The sequence below is a fragment of the Vibrio sp. 10N.286.45.E10 genome (assembly GCF_002874195.2).
Taxonomy (GTDB): Bacteria; Pseudomonadota; Gammaproteobacteria; order Enterobacterales; family Vibrionaceae; genus Vibrio; species Vibrio crassostreae.
Genome location: NZ_MCWD02000001.1, coordinates 877,714 through 895,655, shown reverse-complemented (window position 1 = coordinate 895,655; position 17,942 = coordinate 877,714). Strand labels below are relative to the sequence as shown.

General features: G+C 44.7%; 13 protein-coding genes and 3 pseudogenes. 10 read left to right on the top strand and 6 right to left on the bottom strand.

The annotated features are described in order from the left end of the window. Nucleotides 1-8 precede the first annotated feature (8 nt). Nucleotides 9-1,145, bottom strand: a pseudogene (locus BCU34_RS03975) (ISAs1 family transposase). A 413-nt stretch (nt 1,146-1,558) separates the two neighbouring features. Between BCU34_RS03975 and BCU34_RS03970 the strand changes: the two are divergent. The 8 genes and pseudogenes from BCU34_RS03970 to BCU34_RS03935 all read left to right on the top strand — a co-directional run bounded on the left by BCU34_RS03970 (nt 1,559) and on the right by BCU34_RS03935 (nt 9,256). Continuing rightward, a pseudogene (locus BCU34_RS03970) lies at nt 1,559-2,694 on the top strand (ISAs1 family transposase). Next, a pseudogene (locus BCU34_RS03965) lies at nt 2,690-3,094 on the top strand (helix-turn-helix domain-containing protein); the annotation flags it as partial. The pseudogenes BCU34_RS03970 and BCU34_RS03965, both read left to right, overlap by 5 nt. Before the next feature lie 102 nt (nt 3,095-3,196). Further along, complete coding sequence (gene sapA, locus BCU34_RS03960; RefSeq protein WP_102478598.1) at nt 3,197-4,819, top strand: ABC transporter substrate-binding protein SapA; 1,623 nt, start codon at nt 3,197-3,199, stop codon at nt 4,817-4,819. Continuing rightward, entirely contained in the window at nt 4,819-5,781 is a 963-nt protein-coding gene (locus tag BCU34_RS03955) for an ABC transporter permease (RefSeq protein WP_048658331.1), read from the top strand. Before sapA ends, BCU34_RS03955 begins: the two co-directional genes overlap by 1 nt. Continuing rightward, complete coding sequence (gene sapC / locus BCU34_RS03950; RefSeq protein ID WP_048658330.1) at nt 5,768-6,655, top strand: putrescine export ABC transporter permease SapC; 888 nt, start codon at nt 5,768-5,770, stop codon at nt 6,653-6,655. The genes BCU34_RS03955 and sapC overlap by 14 nt, the downstream gene beginning before the upstream one ends. Next, nucleotides 6,655-7,656: an oligopeptide/dipeptide ABC transporter ATP-binding protein gene (locus BCU34_RS03945; protein ID WP_102433194.1), complete on the top strand. Its 1,002-nt coding sequence runs from the start codon at nt 6,655-6,657 to the stop codon at nt 7,654-7,656. The genes sapC and BCU34_RS03945 overlap by 1 nt, the downstream gene beginning before the upstream one ends. Then, a complete protein-coding gene (locus BCU34_RS03940; protein ID WP_017060304.1) occupies nt 7,653-8,435 on the top strand; it encodes an ATP-binding cassette domain-containing protein in 783 nt (260 codons plus the stop codon). The genes BCU34_RS03945 and BCU34_RS03940 overlap by 4 nt, the downstream gene beginning before the upstream one ends. Before the next feature lie 41 nt (nt 8,436-8,476). Continuing rightward, complete coding sequence (locus BCU34_RS03935) at nt 8,477-9,256, top strand: DUF2927 domain-containing protein (protein WP_102478597.1); 780 nt, start codon at nt 8,477-8,479, stop codon at nt 9,254-9,256. Between the two features lie 99 nt (nt 9,257-9,355). Here BCU34_RS03935 and BCU34_RS03930 read toward each other — a convergent pair whose 3' ends face one another. Both BCU34_RS03930 and BCU34_RS03925 read right to left on the bottom strand, forming a co-directional pair. Beyond that, nucleotides 9,356-9,745, bottom strand: a complete 390-nt coding sequence (locus tag BCU34_RS03930; RefSeq protein WP_004734596.1) for a DUF2750 domain-containing protein — start codon at nt 9,743-9,745, stop codon at nt 9,356-9,358. Between the two features lie 150 nt (nt 9,746-9,895). After that, a complete protein-coding gene (locus BCU34_RS03925; RefSeq protein WP_048658327.1) occupies nt 9,896-10,801 on the bottom strand; it encodes a manganese-dependent inorganic pyrophosphatase in 906 nt (301 codons plus the stop codon). A gap of 201 nt (nt 10,802-11,002) precedes the next feature. Here BCU34_RS03925 and BCU34_RS03920 point away from each other — a divergent pair, with 201 nt between their 5' ends. Then, nucleotides 11,003-12,217 (top strand): putative manganese transporter, encoded by a 1,215-nt coding sequence (locus BCU34_RS03920; protein WP_102433197.1) that lies wholly within the window; start codon nt 11,003-11,005, stop codon nt 12,215-12,217. A 251-nt stretch (nt 12,218-12,468) separates the two neighbouring features. Here the strand turns inward: BCU34_RS03920 and torA are convergent, their stop codons facing one another. The 3 genes from torA to torE are packed head-to-tail and all read right to left on the bottom strand — an operon-like array spanning nt 12,469 to nt 16,370. Continuing rightward, entirely contained in the window at nt 12,469-14,931 is a 2,463-nt protein-coding gene (gene torA / locus BCU34_RS03915) for a trimethylamine-N-oxide reductase TorA (protein WP_048609404.1), read from the bottom strand. A gap of 24 nt (nt 14,932-14,955) precedes the next feature. Then, on the bottom strand, nt 14,956-16,137 hold the full coding sequence (gene torC / locus BCU34_RS03910) for a pentaheme c-type cytochrome TorC (RefSeq protein WP_004734592.1): 1,182 nt from the start codon (nt 16,135-16,137) through the stop codon (nt 14,956-14,958). A gap of 50 nt (nt 16,138-16,187) precedes the next feature. Then, nucleotides 16,188-16,370, bottom strand: a complete 183-nt coding sequence (gene torE / locus BCU34_RS03905) for a trimethylamine N-oxide reductase system protein TorE (protein WP_008222628.1) — start codon at nt 16,368-16,370, stop codon at nt 16,188-16,190. A gap of 437 nt (nt 16,371-16,807) precedes the next feature. On the opposite strand from torE, the gene BCU34_RS03900 reads away from it, so the two are divergent. Continuing rightward, nucleotides 16,808-17,602, top strand: a complete 795-nt coding sequence (locus BCU34_RS03900) for an ABC transporter permease (RefSeq protein ID WP_102433198.1) — start codon at nt 16,808-16,810, stop codon at nt 17,600-17,602. Nucleotides 17,603-17,942: the final 340 nt, after the last annotated feature.

The window sequence follows — 17,942 nt, the reverse complement described above, 5'->3', positions numbered from 1 at the left end:
AGCTAAGGCTAGCGCATTTTAACCGCAGACTCTAAAAGCACTGAGCGGTATTCATCATTCAGTGCTGCATTCTTTTCTTTCGAGCCATACTCATCTTTTGGGTTGTATCAAACTTAAACAAGTTGAGGGCTATTTTCCTTAACGCATTAAAAGCCAACGCACCATTTCCTTTTCTAATTCGGCATTCATCTTCTCTGAAGGTCATGTCTAACATCCAGTGCATACTCTCTACTTGCCAATGACCACGGACAGCTTTAAGTGCTTGTTCTGCATCTAATTCCAGTGAACTGATATACCAACGAGTCTCTTTGCTAACCTTGCATGTTATGGAGTGCTCGACCTCAGAAGTGATTTTAATAATGCTTCTAAGTCCCTCCCACTGATATTGTTTAGTCAGCCATTCTTTATCAACCACAAGGTGCTCACAGTGTCGCGTCTCGATTCGACCATGTCCTGCGTCTACATCCGTGTGTTGAGCATAGTTCTTCTCGGTGAATTGCTCTCGACACGCCTTATGCCACCAAGCTTCTAGCTCTGCCTGCATCGTTGAGTGATTCCCTTTTAGGGCCAAGACATAGTCCGCTTTGCTTTGAACTATTTGTTTGGCAATCTTGCGCTGACAACCCATCGCATCGAGTGTGATGATGCAGTTCTCTATATCAAGTAAGGTTAACAATTTAGGAATAGCGGTTATTTCATTGCTTTTATCGTCAACGGCGGCCTGACCTAAAACAAGTTGGTTGGAGCAACTCCACGCACTCACCGAATGAAGCGGATTTTTTTCTTCCGCGAGTATCGAAAGAGTGGCGTGCTGTTTTGCCATCTACGGCAATGATATCAGTGCCTGTCGTTTGAACTAGCGTCTTCATCCACGACTGAAACGCTTGCTCAATCTCATCTGCTCTGAGTTTGGTGATAACTCTTGCAATTGTATCGTGACGAGGGATGCCATTGAGGAATGGACGGTATTTACGAAGCCAATCTAAACGATTATGGCCGAAATCTTCGATGTCCTCCCAGCCCTCCGCGCCAGAAATCACCGCACTAATAGCAAGTAAAAGAATATCTAAGAGTTGGTGTTTTTTACATCGTTCAATGCGAGGGTCAACGATGTTTTCGAAATGCTCTAGAAACGAATCAGACATGGAAAAGACTCTAAATGGATAATAGTTACCAGATCTGATCCCTTAAATTAGGAAAAGTTCAAATTTATAATGATCTTGCCTTAGGTATCTAGCGGAGTTGTTGGCTAAATTAGTTGAATATTTTCTCAATCCTGCGATCTGATCCCATGTGATCGAAGCATTGTGGTGTTGTAGGTAAATTGGAAAAGAAGACAACGAGCTGGAATAAGTATATTGAAGCCTTGTGCGAACGAGGCTCCTTGAACTTTTGGATTAACGACCTAGGTGTTGAAGCGTAGTACTTCCAAGCCACCATGGCAAACATGGTAGAGGGTTTCAACCTCCTGATACTAAGGCAAGATCATTATAAATTTGAACTTTTCCTAATTTAAGGGATCAGATCTGGTAACTATTATCCATTTAGAGCCTTTTCCATGTCTGATTCGTTTCTAGAGCATTTCGAAAACATCGCTGACCCTCGCATTGAACGATGTAAAAAACACCAACTCTTAGATATTCTTTTACTTGCTATTAGTGCGGTGATTTCTGGCGCGGAGGGCTGGGAGGACATCGAAGATTTCGGCCATAATCGTTTAGATTGGCTTCGTAAATACCGTCCATTCCTCAATGGCATCCCTCGTCACGATACAATTACAAGAGTTATCACCAAACTCAGAGCAGATGAGATTGAGCAAGCGTTTCAGTCGTGGATGAAGACGCTAGTTCAAACGACAGGCACTGATATCATTGCCGTAGATGGCAAAACAGCACGCCACTCTTTCGATACTCGCGGAAGAAAAATCCGCTTCATTCGGTGAGTGCGTGGAGTTGCTCCAACCAACTTGTTTTAGGTCAGGCCGCCGTTGACGATAAAAGCAATGAAATAACCGCTATTCCTAAATTGTTAACCTTACTTGATATAGAGAACTGCATCATCACACTCGATGCGATGGGTTGTCAGCGCAAGATTGCCAAACAAATAGTTCAAAGCAAAGCGGACTATGTCTTGGCCCTAAAAGGGAATCACTCAACGATGCAGGCAGAGCTAGAAGCTTGGTGGCATAAGGCGTGTCGAGAGCAATTCACCGAGAAGAACTATGCTCAACACACGGATGTAGACGCAGGACATGGTCGAATCGAGACGCGACACTGTGAGCACCTTGTGGTTGATAAAGAATGGCTGACTAAACAATATCAGTGGGAGGGACTTAGAAGCATTATTAAAATCACTTCTGAGGTCGAGCACTCCATAACATGCAAGGTTAGCAAAGAGACTCGTTGGTATATCAGTTCACTGGAATTAGATGCAGAACAAGCACTTAAAGCTGTCCGTGGTCATTGGCAAGTAGAGAGTATGCACTGGATGTTAGACATGACCTTCAGAGAAGATGAATGCCGAATTAGAAAAGGAAATGGTGCGTTGGCTTTTAATGCGTTAAGGAAAATAGCCCTCAACTTGTTTAAGTTTGATACAACCCAAAAGATGAGTATGGCTCGAAAGAAAAAGAATGCAGCACTGAATGATGAATACCGCTCAGTGCTTTTAGAGTCTGCGGTTAAAATGCGCTAGCCTTACCGTTGAATCGCTATTGGAGTACTCTTGGCCAGGGAATGTACGAGAGCTAAAAAACGTCATTGAGCGGGCAATCTATCAGCATGGTAAGAATCCATATCCTATTGAATCTTTGGTGTTTAACCCATTCAAACCAGCATGGAAAACAGAACAAGATTCGACGCCAGAAACTGGCAATGCTCAGTCCAACAGCCATACTTCATCTGATAGCGCTTTTTCTTTGCCGTTGGATTACAAAGCATGGCAGGAACAGCAAGACATCAAGCTACTCAATCAAGCCTTAAAACAAAGCAAGTACAACCAGAAGCAAGCCGCTGAATTACTTGGGTTAACCTACAACCAATTACGAGGAATGGTGAGGAAGTACGCGATTGTCGGACAAGCTAACGATAAATAGCTGCCCACACTAGATTATTATTTGGAGCCGAATAAATAAAATGTTAAATTGTCCGGATCTTGAGGCTCCTCTAACGCCTCGTTTCGAAAAGTATTTCTTTTTATGAAAGCACTAATAAAACTATCACTGAGCATCTGCACGCTGAGCTTTCTAGCTGGATGTGGTGAGAGTGTGGATCACGAGCAAATCCGTGAAAAAGGCTTCATTTATTGCGGCCAAGGTAATCCTAGTACCTTCAACCCACAGCTGGTTGATAGTGGTATTACCGCAGAATCACTGAGCCCTCAAATCTTCGATACACTGCTCACTCTTGATCCGATGACTTACCGACCAAAGCAGAACTTGGCGACAAGTTGGTCTGTTGATAAATCTGGTACAGAGTACACGTTCAAACTGCGCCCAAATGTTGCGTTCCAAACTACAGACTGGTTCACCCCAACTCGTAGCATGAATGCGCAAGACGTAGTGTTTAGCTTCGAACGTGTCATTGATAGTTCAAACCCATTTCATTATGTAGGCGGTGGCCTATATCCATGGTTTGCCGGAATCGACTTCAAAAACCTGATCGTCGATATCACTGCAGTTGACGACCTAACGGTGAAATTCCAATTAAGTCGCCCAGACAATTCATTTCTCAACAATATCGCCACCAGCTATGCGGTCATTCATTCTAAAGAATATGCCAATAAGCTCATTGCTGCGGACGAGAAAAATCAAATCGATTCCAACCCGGTCGGCACTGGTCCTTTTTACTTAGACGAATACCAGATCAATGACCTAGTTCGCTTGAAAAAAAACAAGCACTACTGGAGGGGAGAAGTACAAATGGACCAAGTTGTGTTTGATACTTCACAACGTGGGACAGGCACACTTGCCAAGCTTCTCCGCAGTGAGTGTGACGTGTTGAACTCACCGATTTCTAGTCAGATCCCTATTATTCAAGCTCATGAAGAGCTGAAAATTTCTGCTACACCGGCGGTTAATGTCTCTTTCATCGCGCTGAATACTGAGCACCCTGCACTACGCGATTCTCGAGTTCGTAAAGCGCTCAACCTAGCCATCAATCGTCAGAACATTCTTGATTCTGTGTATTACGGCACAGGTACTAAGGCCTACACATTGCTTCCTCCTACGTCTTGGGCTTACCAAAAAGACAGCGTTCAAGTTCGTTATGATCGAAACTATGCAATTGCGCTTCTCAAAGAAGCTGGTGTTGAACCTGGATTAGAGCTTTCGATGTGGGTACCACTAGAGCCACGCGCATACAACCCAAGCCCAAGAAAAACCGCAGAATTGATCCAAGCAAACTTGGCCGATATTGGTATCGAGCTGAAACTCTATACCGACGATCGATTTGACCGCACACAGTTATCCTCTATTTCCTCAACAGACTTGTTGCTTACTGGCTGGATAGGCAATACGGGGGATCCAGATAACTTCTTGCGTCCACTTCTATCATGCAGCTCAGAACGCGCAGGATTAAACGTCTCTATGTGGTGTAATTCAGACTTTGATTTCCTTCTCGACTTAGCATTAGAGATCAATCAACAAAGGCACCGTGTGAACTTGTATCGACAAGCCCAAAACATTCTCAATGAAGAAGTTCCTGTGATCCCTCTCGCTCACGGCGTGCAGTTCCGCGTGCACGATCGTTCGCTAACCGGTTTTAAACAGAGCCCGTTCAATGCTCAACCTTTTGACCAAGTCAGAAGAGAGGTGCAGTGATGTTTTGGTATACATTAAGACGTGTAAACTTATTCATTATTACGTTGGGGATTCTGACGTTAGTGGGTTTCGCCCTGCTTCGATTAGACCAAACCTCACCTTGGGCGATTCAAGATTTCTGGCCCGGTTGGATCAGCTATATCACTGAATTATCGACACTAAACTTTGGTCTAAGCAAACACGGTGTACCTATCATCGATGAGTTGGCCGTTGTATTCCCTGCAACGTTAGAACTGTGCTTCTTTGCCTTTGTGCTTGCGCTGTTTATCGGCATCCCTTTCGGCACGATTGCAGGTATGAGACAAGGTAAGTTTGTCGATACGACAATATCGTTTACCTCTATGGCCGGTTACTCTGCACCTATATTTTGGGTCGCATTGTTGATGATCATGGTATTTTCTCTGCACTTTGAAATGTTCCCGGTTGGCGGTCGATACGACCTGCTTTACGAAATTGAACACGTGACTGGCTTCGCGATGATAGATGCCTTTTTTGCCGAAGGCCGTTACCGTGCACACGCACTACAAAGTGTTATCGAGCATATGGCGTTGCCTTGCCTCGTTTTAGCGCTCGCCCCAACGACTCAGGTAATCCGATTGATGAGAGCATCAGTAGCTGAAGTGATGACTCAAAACTACATCCGCGCCGCGCGAATTAAGGGTCTATCAACTAGAGAGATCATCACCCAACACGTGTTGAGAAATGCAATACCACCGATTATCCCTAAGGTCGGCGTTCAACTATCAAGTATGTTAACGCTTGCTATTATTACCGAGTCTATCTTTAACTGGCCGGGTATTGGCCGCTGGTTATTGGATGCATTATCGAATCAAGATTATGTTTCAATTCAAGCAGGCGTAATTGTAGTGGCAACCTTGGTTTTGACTGCAAACATTCTGTCCGATCTACTGGGCGCTATGATCAATCCACTGGTAAGGAAGGAATGGTATGCTAACAAATAACGTCTACCAAGAAGAACAGATTCCAACCCAGTTCGAACGTTTCTGGCGCAGCTTTCGTAGCAACAATCTGGCGATGTTTGGCTTGTGGTGTTTGGTGCTTATCATTCTGGTTACCGTCACTTCACCGTGGTTAGCACCGCATGATGCACAAGAGCAAACGGGACACCTTCTAACCCCTCCCTCGTGGGACCCTGCGGGTACGGTTGAATACTTTCTAGGTACTGATGACTTAGGCCGAGACATTCTTTCTCGCCTAATAATTGGCTCTCAACTTACTTTCGGCGCTGCGGTGGTGATTACCTTTATCGCAGCAGTCATTGGCTGTCTGATTGGCGTACTTGCCGGGATGACGCGTGGGTTGCTATCAAGCACGCTCAATCACCTGCTTGATACCGTGATGTCAATCCCATCTCTTCTGCTGGCGATTATCTTCGTAGCATTCCTTGGCTTTGGTGAGTTTAATATCTTGCTTGCCTTGTGCTTGGCACTGATTCCGCGCTTTATTCGCTCGGTGTACATTGCCGTGCACGCTGAAGTAGAGAAGGACTACATTCTGGCATCTCGCCTTGATGGTGCGAACGATTTCTACCTACTATGGAACTCAATCCTTCCTAACATTCTTACCGTGGTCGCTCTTGAAGTGACTCTGGCACTGTCAGTTGCAATTCTTGATATCACGGCGTTAGGTTTCTTGGGGCTTGGCGCTCAAGCACCAAGTACGGAATGGGGCTCTATATTAGGTGATTCGGTCGAGTTGATTTACCTTGCGCCATGGACAGTAACCCTACCCGGCTTAGCTATTATGTTTACAGTTATCGTGATTAACCTCGTCGGTGAAGGTGTTCGCCAAGCGCTAAATGCAGGAATCGAATAATGCCGTTACTTGATATTCGACATCTAACCATCGAAATTGAGACCCCTCAAGGGATGGTTAAAGCAGTAGATCGAATGAGTATTACCCTCAATGAAGGAGAAATTCGTGGCTTAGTAGGTGAGTCTGGCTCAGGTAAGAGCTTGGTTGCAAAGGCAATTGTCGGGGTTTGTAAAGAAAACTGGAAGGTTTCTGCAGACCGAATGCGCTTAGGTAATATCGACCTGCTGCAACTGACGCCGAAAGAAAGGCGACGAGTGATCGCACGCGATATCGCGATGATCTTCCAAGAGCCATCGACCTGTCTTGACCCTTCTGAAAAAGTAGGCAACCAACTCATTGAAGCGATTCCTTCCCACGCATTTGAAGGTCGTTGGTGGCAGCGATTTAAGTGGCGTAAGAAGCAGGCCATAGCGTTACTGCACAAAGTAGGTATCAAAGACCACTCTCGTCTAATGGACAGTTACTCTTATGAACTGACCGATGGTGAGTGTCAGAAAGTCATGATCGCAATGGCGATAGCTGCCAAACCAAAAGTCTTAATAGCGGATGAGCCAACCAACGATTTAGACCCAATTACGCAGTCTCAAATACTGCGTCTGTTGAGTCGTATGAATCAGATCAATAACACGACCATCGTGCTGATCGGCCATGACTTAACTACCATTACCCAATGGGCGACTCGTATTACCGTTATGTACTGTGGCCAATCTGTAGAATCTGCTGATACGCAGAAACTATTGGATACACCTAAGCACCCGTACACCGTTGCTTTGCTAAAAGCGATGCCAGACTTTAACGACTGGATTCCCCACAAGGAGAAGCTACAGTCTTTACCAGGATCAATTCCGCCGTTGCAACATCTACCTATTGGTTGTCGGTTAGGCCCACGTTGCCCATACGCGCAAAGACAATGTGTGGAGATCCCACATACTAAACGTATCAAGAACCATAAATTTAACTGTCACTTCCCTCTGAATATGGAGAAGAAAAAGAAATCATGAGTGCATTATTAGAAGTCAGTGATCTATCTAAAGACTTTACGACTCGCTCTGGTCTTTTTCGTAAGAAGATTCATCAGGCGGTGAAGCCGGTAAGCTTTTCCCTTGAAGCAGGCCAGACGATTGGTTTTATCGGTCAGAATGGATCTGGGAAATCAACATTAGCGAGAATGCTCGCAGGCATGGTTGAACCGACTGCGGGCGAGATCCGCGTGAACGGCGAAAAGCTAGAACACAAAGACTATTCAACTCGTTGCAAGCTGATTCGAATGATCTTCCAAGATCCGAATACATCACTTAATCCACGCATTCAGATTGGTCGAATTCTTGAAGGCCCATTGAAGCGAAATACCAACATGCCACCAGAAGCCCGTATGCGCCGCGTGAAAGACACGTTATTACGCGTTGGTCTCCTTCCGGAACATGCTTACTTCTACCCTCAGATGCTTGCTGCGGGCCAGAAACAGAGGGTTTGTTTGGCTCGTGCCTTGATACTTCAGCCATCCATCATTGTCGCTGATGAAGCGTTAAATGGTTTGGACATGGCAATGCGCTCTCAAATTATTAACTTGTTCTTAGAGCTGCAAGAAGAGATGGGCGTGTCGTTCGTTTACGTATCTCAACACCTAGGTATTGTTAAGCACATCACCGACAAGATCATCGTGATGCACGAAGGCAATGTGGTTGAGAGCGGTGAAACTGATCAAGTGCTGACCAACCCAACTCACCAAATCACGCAAAGACTGGTTGAGAGCCATTTCTCCAAAGCGCCCAACCACTAAACTGGTTTCGCTTTTTCACTCGCCACTAGAGGGGGTAACGCATGCTAACAAAAGCTTCAATGCTTCCCCTCTTGCTTGCAACTCTCTGCTTTAACGCCGTAAGCACTCCGCTTACTTGGTTAGATAGAAGCTTCGTTGAAAATGCGTTTTATAACGTCGCGCTGCAACACGAATATTCCCAAGGCAATAAACCACTCGCCAAATGGAAACAACCGATCAAGATTTGGATTGATCATCGAGTGGGCGATGAAGAACTGCATCAAGAGCTCACCGAGCTTCATATCCAACATCTATCCGAAGTCACTCAACACCCTATAACAATCGTCAGCAAAGAATCTGAAGCGAACGTTAAATGGATATACACGAGGCAGAGCCAGTGGGTGTCAGAGGCGAAATCGGTACTGAAACTCAAATCGACTCAGCATTTAAATAACGCTATCTGCACGGCGGGTTATCGAACCAATTCTAAAAGTGAGATTGTTTACGCTGGGATTGTGATTCCCGTAGATCAGGCAAGATCGCGAGGTAAGCTAGTCGCCTGTATCGTAGAAGAGATCACACAGGTTCTAGGTCTGCCGAATGATTCAGATAAAGCCTACCCTTCTATTTTCAACGACCACACGCCAGAAGAGTTGTTATCACCTTTAGATGTGGTGCTACTGCAACTACTGTATGAACCAGAATTGAAAGCTGGAATGACAGAATCGGAAGTAAAGCCTATCGTTCGAAAGGTACTGAAGAGATACAGTAAAACAGGTGTGCTTCAACAAGCTTCTAGAGCCGCACAGCAAGCGCCCTTGTATCAGTTGATTGGGTATTGAAGGAATATACGTTGGAAGTAGCTGAGATGTGCTAATTGAATGATAGCGCTGCCTAAGAAAGGCAACGCTGACTTACGATGTTACTGTATAACGAAAGAACTAGCGCTTAGCTGCCTGTTTCTTCAACTCGAAATCGAACTCATCAGGGAACAAGATAACGCCCTCTTCTTGTTCGTTCGGGAATACCACAACAGCAAGCTCGTCGTCTTCTAGACCATTCGTCCAGCGACTATGCCATTTGTTTAGCGAGATAGACTCAGCTTTACACTCAGACCAATCACCCGTTGCCCATGACTCTGCGAACTCTTGGTTTGGCCATACTGGAACACAGTCTTCATCTTCTGTGTTCAGCATTACACAACCGTGTTCATCGGTTAAGATCCATACTTCACGGTTTGCTACGATTTCTTTCACACAGTACTTCAGGCGTTGCTCGCCCGTATACTTGTTGATTTCAGCGATTTTTTTATCGTCTAGCTGTGTAGTCATCTTAATTTCCTACTTTAGTCAGTAACTTTGTTCTTAAAGCTATTTTATGCCGAGTACTTTTAACTTCAAACATTATCGATGAAGAAGAAAATCTACTTCAAAGAAAAACGCCTGCTAAAGTAGCAGGCGTTTATTATTTAAGTGACTTGATTAAACAAGCTCACCTTGTAGCCAAGGCCAGCCTTGCTTCTTACGGCTTAGTGTATTTTCCATCATCAATACGCCGTCTTTCTCGTGCTTAACTAATTTCTCAGCCCACTCACCTTTGTAAAGAAGACGAGTTTGCGCAGTAGTGATGTCAGTTAGCATTACCGCAGCAAATGCTAGACCGTCTTTCTCACAACGCTCTTCAAGATCAGCTTCTAGAGCTTCAATCATGCCGTCTACTTGCTCAAGAGTCGCAAGTTCAACTTGACCAACAACAACATCGCGACCATTGAATGGGTAGCCTTTAAGGTCTTTTTCTACTAGCTGTGCAGCAGATAGGCCTTCGATGTTTGTCTTAGCGATTAGAAGTGCTTTGATGAATGCATCAACGTCTTCTACACCTGCGATTTCAGCAAGTTCAGCAACCGCGTCTTTGTCTTTTTGAGTACATGTTGGAGATGCGAAACCAACTGTGTCTGAAAGAATTGCAGACATCATTAGCTTAGCGATTTGTTGAGATATAGCGTGACCTTCAATCTTGAACATGTTGAAAAGTACAGTGTTTGTACAACCAACAGGCCAGATCCAAGCTTCCATTGGGTTTACTGTCATCACATCGCCTAGACGGTGGTGATCGACAATACCTACGATCTCTGCTTCAGCAACATCGTCTGGTGCTTGTGCTAGATCTGAGTAGTCTACTAGCCAGATTTTCTCACCAGCAACAGAAGTACGAAGCTCTGGTTTTTCAGCGCCAGCAACTTCTAGAATGTGTTGAGTTTCGCGGTTGATCTCGCCTTGGCGAATTGGTGTCGCTTCCTCGCCACGAGCTTTAAGAAGCTCTGTTGCAACTAACGCACTACAAATACTGTCACTATCAGGGTTTTTGTGACCAACAACTAAAATCATGTTTCTTCCTATTACACTAACAATTATGACTCTACCTTTAGAGCCTCTCTTTATTAGCCATACTTTACCTCATTTTTTTAGATTGGTCATGTTTCCTAGTTTTAGCCAATAGTAACAATAGATAAAAAAACAACAAATGCAATTGATAATTATTATCATTCGTATATATTTATCTTAAGCCACTAATTTTGAGTAACACCTATGGATCGTCTAATCTCTTTTTTGCCAAGCAGTCGTGCTTCGAAAACAACTCAGTTTTCACTGTCATTTAAGCGACTGCTATTACCTATCTCACTTGCCGCTCTTGTGGCCGCTCCCGCTACACGTGAATTGACGGTGACCACTCTGTCAGACGCGTTCTGGGCAGTGTCTTGCTATGTTGCTTTAACCTTGGCGATTTACCACTGGTTAAGCCTTTACATCAATAAGGACAACGTCTTTAACAAGCTTGTACATCAGTCTCGTTCAAACCAAGTGGTATTTGCGGCACTCATGGGGGCTTTACCCGGTTGTGGCGGTGCGATTGTGGTAACCACGCAATTTATATCCGGCAAACTCGGGTTTGGTGCGGTTGTTGCGGTGCTTGTTTCCACGATGGGTGACGCAGCCTTCCTGCTGATTGCTAGCGAACCTAAAACTGGTTTAGCCATGATGGCGATGGGCGTGATTGTGGGTACTGCTTCAGGTCGAATCATTAACCTATTCCATGCCGATGACTTCTTACGTCCAAAACAGACTGAGCAAAATGAAGCCTCCAACAGCTGTGCTTCCCAATCTCAAGACAAAGAAGCGGTATCTAAAAAGGCGATCAATCTGCAAGGCTACCTATGGTCAGTCCTAATTATTCCCGGTGCAGCGGTGGCCCTACTTGGCTCTTTTCAAGTCGATGTCAACGAGCTGCTCGCTTTGCCTGAAATGTCAATGGAATGGGTGGGAACAATTTTACTGATTAGCTCAATGTTTCTGTGGGGGCTGACCCGTGAAATTGAGGATTACAAATCAGCTGTGAGTGAGGACGAAAAGTGTGTAGGCTCTCATCCACTGCAAAAGACCGCTCAAGACACAAACTTTGTTACCGCTTGGGTGGTGGTTGCCTTTCTTTTCTTTGAATTTGGCTCTGTCATTGCAAATGTCGATTTTGCGACGCTATTCTCAAGCTGGGGCATCATGCTCCCCCTGGCTGGCGTGTTGATGGGTTTGCTACCGGGCTGTGGACCACAATTATTGGTCACTAGCTTATACCTTTCAGGCGCACTACCACTTTCGGCTCAGGTAGGTAACGCAATTTCAAATGATGGTGATGCACTATTTCCTGCGATTGCGATGGCACCGAAAGCAGCACTGGTCGCAACCTTGTATTCAAGTGTGCCCGCTTTAATCTGTGCTTATGGCTATTGGTTTATGTTTGAGATCTAACTTGATCAGAGCTAACTCCATAGGCTTCTGTAAGGTCGGTACTTTGTATCGGCCTTTTTGTTTCCGCGTCATTGCTTCTGTCACCTATCTCAAACAGCACGTTACAACCTATCTCAAAAATGCCCTCTATTCGCCTTGTCACAAGGCTTATTAGAAACAGCAACACAGACATCTAAAATACAAAAAGCCCCCGTAAGAGTGCTTACAGGGGCTTTAATTCAAGCTTTAATCTTAGCTTTTAAGCGAGATGCTTAAGAAACTTCGATTGGACCACCGAATGAAGTTACTGGAGGCAGTTTGCCTTGGAACTTCTCGAAGTCTACCAAACATGTGTTTGCTGACGTTGCTTGAGCAAGTTCAGACGTACCGATATCTTGAGTCAGTGTGTTTGGATCGCCGTATGTATCTAGCGCGCCCACTTTCTCGTTGATCGGACCGTACCAAGCACCTTCTTCGATACGAACAACACCAGGGGCATAGCTATCCATTAGAACAGCACCCGCTAGTAGTTGACCACGGTCGTTGAACACACGTACTACGTCACCATCTTTGATGCCTTTCTTCTTAGCATCTACTGGGTTGATGTAGATTGGCTCACGACCTTGTACCGCGTAAGTCGCACGCCACTCTTCAGATTCACACATCTGAGAGTGAAGACGCTTGTCTGGGTGACAAGATTGTAGCCAGTACGGGTGTTTGTCAGAACCTGGACCACCGTGTGAACGTTCAGATTTCTCGAACCACATTGGGTGCTCTTGACAGTGCTCGTAACCCATGTTGCCTACAGTACGGCTTGTAATTTCGATGAAACCAGAAGGTGTACCTAGAGCATTGATCTCTGGGTCTTCACGGAATGAAGCGTGACGAGTCCATGGCTTACCTTTACCGAAGTCTAGGAAACCTTTTTCCCAGAACTCAGCAAACTCAGGCATTTCGAAGCTACCTTCGTTTGAAGCACGACATTCGTCGTACAGAGATTTAACCCACTGCATTTCGTCCATACCACGCGTGTAATCGTCGTAACGACCCCAACGCTTAGTTAGGCTAGACATGATCTCGAAGTCAGTCTTAGACTGGAACAGAGGATCAACTAGTTTGTGCATCGCGATCAAACCACGGCCAGAGTACGCGCCGTAACCATCGATATCGTTACGCTCCCACTGAGTACATGCTGGAAGCACGATATCAGAGTGACGACAAGTTGCAGTCCAAGCGAAATCAACAGCCACTACAGTTTGTAGGCTCTTGAATGCTTTACGCATCTTGTTGCGATCTTGGTGGTGGTGCCACGGGTTGTTACCACTGAATACCATCATTTTGATATCAGGTAGTGTTACCGTTGAACCGTTCGCTTTGATCTTCTTACCTGGCTCTAGCAGGCTATCTACCCAACGAGCAACAGGGATTACGCGGCTGTAACCGTTGTAATCAGTGTTAGTGTGCTTAGGCGATTGACCCTGGTCGATGTTCAGCGGGAAAGAACCCGGAGCAGCGAAGCCAGTTGAAGATACACCGATACCTGAGTAGTGGTGACCGTAAGAGATACCGCCACCAGGTAGACCAATTTGGCCAACCATTGCTGCGATAACTGCACACATCCAGTAAGGCTGTTCACCGTGCTCTTGACGTTGGATACTCCAACCCACAAGAATCTGTGTACGACCGTTAACCAGCATCTTAGCGAATTCACGGATAGAGTCCGCGCTTGCACCACAGATTTCTGCAGCCCATTCTGGTGTCTTCTCAACTTTATCTTTCGTTTCACCTTGAACGTACTTGATGAAGTCTTCAAAACCTAGACAGTAAGTTTCGATGAACTTCTTGTCGTATAGATCTTCGTTGTAAAGAACGTGAGCAACACCAAGCATGAACGCCACATCAGTTTGTGGGTTGATGTACATTTGCTCGTTTTCTAGGTAACGGCCTGTTTTGTTTTTAACAGGGTCAACAGAAACAACGTTGATCTCTTTCTTAGCAACTTTTTCTTTCAGCTGTTCTAGGTATGCGAACGACTCGTGCGTCTCACATGTCCAACCTACTTGCAGGTTTTTAACTGGATCGTTACCCCAAAGAACAATGTTGTCACTGTTTTCTAGGATAAGTTCCCAAGATGTACCTTGCGCGTAAACTTCAGTCGAACCTAGCACGTAAGGCATGATCGTTTGACCAGCACCTGTTGAGTAGTCACCGATTTTCTTCACAGAGTAACCGTGAAGTGCCATTGCACGTTGCATGTGGTTAGTACAGCTGTGGAACTGACCAGTTTGTCTCCAACCAGTTTGACCGGTGTGAAGCGCCCATGGACCGTAATCTTTCTGTACGCGCTCTAGTTCACGGTAAACAAGGTCTAGTGCCTCATCCCAAGTCACACGAATAAAGCGGTTGTTACCACGCGTATCTGCGCTGTATTTATGCTTCTTCAACCAATCTAGGCGAACCATTGGGTAACGCACACGTGATGGGCTGTAGATAATACCTTTAATACCTTTCAACATCTCAGTTGGGTGTTGATCGATTTCTAGAGGTTTAATTTCTTGTACTTTACCCGCATAAACACGAGCTCGGAATGCACCCCAGTGAGAACCAGAGACTTTCCACGCGCCGTCTGTTTCTGCAGCAGACGCTGATGCCGACGCCAATAAGCTTGGACCGATAACCGATGCCGCACTTGTAGTAGCGACACCTTTCAGAAAACTTCTTCTTGTAATTGCCATTGTGTTACTCCAATTGACGTCTTATTAGTGATGGCCTTCAGAAAAATCTGATGAGTGCTTCTGTAGATACTTAAGAACAAGTGCTTCTGTATCTGTATCGAAGTTAACGAACGCAATCATACCATCTAGCATGCCTACCCAACCGTTAGCGCTGAAGTGAGCTTCATCTGGCTGTGAGTGACACGTTGAACAGTTAGATTGGTACGCTTGACCCGCTGCGTTCCAGATTGGATCGAAGTTATCAACCATAGACTCTTTCTTCATCCAAAGTGCTAGGTTAACTTCTTCCCAAGGAAGACCAGTTAGCTCATCTTCTTTCTTCTCACCAACAGTGATTACGTCACTTTGAGATACTTCTTTCGTCAAGATTGCAGTCGAGATGTTCATACCGAAGTCTTCTTGGATTACACGTCCGAAGCCTTTCGCTTTACGCCAACCGTCGATTTGAATCTTAATCATGTCGCCTTTTTCGTCGATCACTGCAACTTTACTTGCAGGGCTTAATAGACCCGCTTCAACTGTTGCTGTCTCATCCGTATACATTGGTAGGTGACGAATAGAGATTACGTCTGAACCATTTGCGTAAGATGTGCTGCTTGCTACATTTTCTAGCTCGCCAACAATACCGCTTGCTGATGCCATATCTAATGGAAGGTTGTGAGCAATACCTTTGTGACAGTCAACACAGCTTTGATCACGCTCTGCCGCGTTTTTCATCTGGATACGCGCTGTTGGGCGCATGTTTTCGAAATCCATTGAATCGTAGTTGTGGCAGTTTTTACACTCTAGAGATTTGTTCGAAGAGAAACGATCCCATTCATGTTTAGCCAATTCGATACGACGAGCTTCGAATTTCTCAGGTGTATCTAGGTCACCAAATACTTGAGCGAATACTTCTTTAGATGCTTGCATCTTACGAGCGATTTTTGCTGTCCATTCATGTGGAACGTGACAGTCAGGACAAGTCGCGCGTACACCAGAAGTGTTTTTCCAGTGAACCGTTTCTTGTAGTTCTACGTATACGTTGTCACGCATGGTGTGACAGCTTACACAGAATTCTTCTGTATTTGTGTGCTCTAGAGCTGTGTTAAAACCGCCCCAGAAAATAACACCGGCGATAAAGCCACCCATAGTTAGTACACCAAGACTGATGTGTACCGCAGGGCGAGTCATTGTGCGCCATAATTTAACTAAAAATGATTTCATGTTTAGCTCTCTTAAATATTGATTTTAAAAAATGTTGTTACTAGAGGGCATTACATGCCGCCGTGAGCACCTGGAGGTCCGAATACAAACACTTGCAGTGCCCAAACTAGGAAGCCGTAGCCGCCTACAAAAGCCACACTTAATATTGGAAAGAGAACCACCGCGATGAAGAGGAAAGACTTCCACTCCAACGAGCGTTTTTCGCCAGTTTCAATTTTATTAACATCACTCATACATTTTGCCTATTTTGTATTTAGTAATTTCGAGTAACCCATTCTATGGGGCTAAAGTTCTTAAGTATCTAACAACAAATTTTAGACCATACTCAAAGTAGGGTTCAATCAAATCTCCTGTTATAACCCTTGCTAATCAATACTTTTTTGAGCTCATCCAAAGTTGTTTTTAGTTAAACAAAGTTATTAAAAAGTATTAACAAATGTGAAGAATTAAGTATATTTCACAAATGTTAAATTCCAACACTCACACAACCTTATTGTAACCAATTTTAACGTTTTACCTACTAAGTAGTAGCTAAAAATGCCTTAAACAACCAATATTTTGTACTTTGGTTGTTAAATAATTGAGCACTTTTTGAATCGACGGGTTTGAAGCTGAAATGCATCATTTGGCACTTTCAGATATGATGGGGACCTACTTAAAAGGAAGCTCTATGCAAGACGTTATTGATATATCTTGGTGGCAGTTGTTGCTCTTCGGTTCACTTCTCTTTCTGCCCATTGCCATCAACCACAAGCTGAAACTCGGCCTTGGAAAAGAAGCCTCTATTAGCATCATTCGCATGGTTATTCAGCTGTTTCTTGTGGGTCTTTACCTAGAATATTTATTTACTTTGAATAGTTTGTGGGTCAATTTGTTGTGGTTATTTGCCATGATAATTGTCGGTGCGAGCTCGATTGTTGAGAAGTCTAAGCTACCGAGACAGCTATTATTAGCGCCTGTTGCCGTAAGCCTTGCCGTAACCTGTGTACCCATCGTCTTGTTTATCTGCTTTTTCATCATTAAACCGACACCGCTTTTTAACGCGCAGTACCTTATCCCGATCGCAGGAATGTTATTGGGTAATAGCTTAAGCAGTAATATAGTGGCATTGCAGAACCTGTTTGGTGCTTTTGAAACACAGAAATCAGAATATGAAGCAGCAATCGCGTTAGGCGCGTCTCCCTCCTACGCTGCAGCACCGTTTGTACGCAATGCAATACAGAAAGCGATGTCCCCTATCATGGCCTCTATGGCAACCACAGGCTTAGTAACGCTGCCAGGAATGATGACAGGACAAATTCTTGGGGGGGCGTCACCGATGATCGCGATTAAGTATCAACTGATGATCATGCTGGCGATTTTCGTGATGATGAGTTGCTCTTTAGCGCTTGCCCTTCACCTCTCATTGAAGACTTCCCTGACCAAAGAAGGTCGAGTCCTCGCTCAAATAAAACCGGCAAAATAGCCTCTCTACTCCCCTTAGATCTGGTTACTCACTGAATTTGAGACAGGTTATCCACAGAAATTGTGGATAACCAAATCAAGATAGATCCTTTTTTGTCCACTTTCACTCGAGAAAAGATCATTACCGTTGATCCTTCCGTGTTTTCAAAGAGATATACACATATGGTGAGCAGCGCTGTTGAGTGTTCAGATGATCATTAGAGGGGTGAAGAAGTAGGTTTTCCACAAATAAAAAACGGCCTGCAATGCAGACCGTCTTGTAAATGTCATAAGTCAGTTCAGTGTTTCCACTGAGCTTTAGCGCATCTCGTCAACTGAGTTAAGTACGCCACTTTTGTTGA

Excerpts from the sequence above, each read along its gene's own strand:
- sapA (WP_102478598.1), top strand. The coding sequence starts at position 3,197 with ATGAAAGCACTAATAAAACTATCACTGAGCATCTGCACGCTGAGCTTT.
- BCU34_RS03900 (WP_102433198.1), top strand. The coding sequence starts at position 16,808 with ATGCAAGACGTTATTGATATATCTTGGTGGCAGTTGTTGCTCTTCGGT.
- BCU34_RS03930 (WP_004734596.1), bottom strand. The coding sequence starts at position 9,745 with ATGACTACACAGCTAGACGATAAAAAAATCGCTGAAATCAACAAGTAT.
- BCU34_RS03925 (WP_048658327.1), bottom strand. The coding sequence starts at position 10,801 with ATGATTTTAGTTGTTGGTCACAAAAACCCTGATAGTGACAGTATTTGT.
- BCU34_RS03935 (WP_102478597.1), top strand. The coding sequence starts at position 8,477 with ATGCTAACAAAAGCTTCAATGCTTCCCCTCTTGCTTGCAACTCTCTGC.
- torC (WP_004734592.1), bottom strand. The coding sequence starts at position 16,137 with ATGAAATCATTTTTAGTTAAATTATGGCGCACAATGACTCGCCCTGCG.
- torE (WP_008222628.1), bottom strand. The coding sequence starts at position 16,370 with ATGAGTGATGTTAATAAAATTGAAACTGGCGAAAAACGCTCGTTGGAG.
- BCU34_RS03940 (WP_017060304.1), top strand. The coding sequence starts at position 7,653 with ATGAGTGCATTATTAGAAGTCAGTGATCTATCTAAAGACTTTACGACT.
- BCU34_RS03955 (WP_048658331.1), top strand. The coding sequence starts at position 4,819 with ATGTTTTGGTATACATTAAGACGTGTAAACTTATTCATTATTACGTTG.
- torA (WP_048609404.1), bottom strand. The coding sequence starts at position 14,931 with ATGGCAATTACAAGAAGAAGTTTTCTGAAAGGTGTCGCTACTACAAGT.
- sapC (WP_048658330.1), top strand. The coding sequence starts at position 5,768 with ATGCTAACAAATAACGTCTACCAAGAAGAACAGATTCCAACCCAGTTC.
- BCU34_RS03945 (WP_102433194.1), top strand. The coding sequence starts at position 6,655 with ATGCCGTTACTTGATATTCGACATCTAACCATCGAAATTGAGACCCCT.
- BCU34_RS03920 (WP_102433197.1), top strand. The coding sequence starts at position 11,003 with ATGGATCGTCTAATCTCTTTTTTGCCAAGCAGTCGTGCTTCGAAAACA.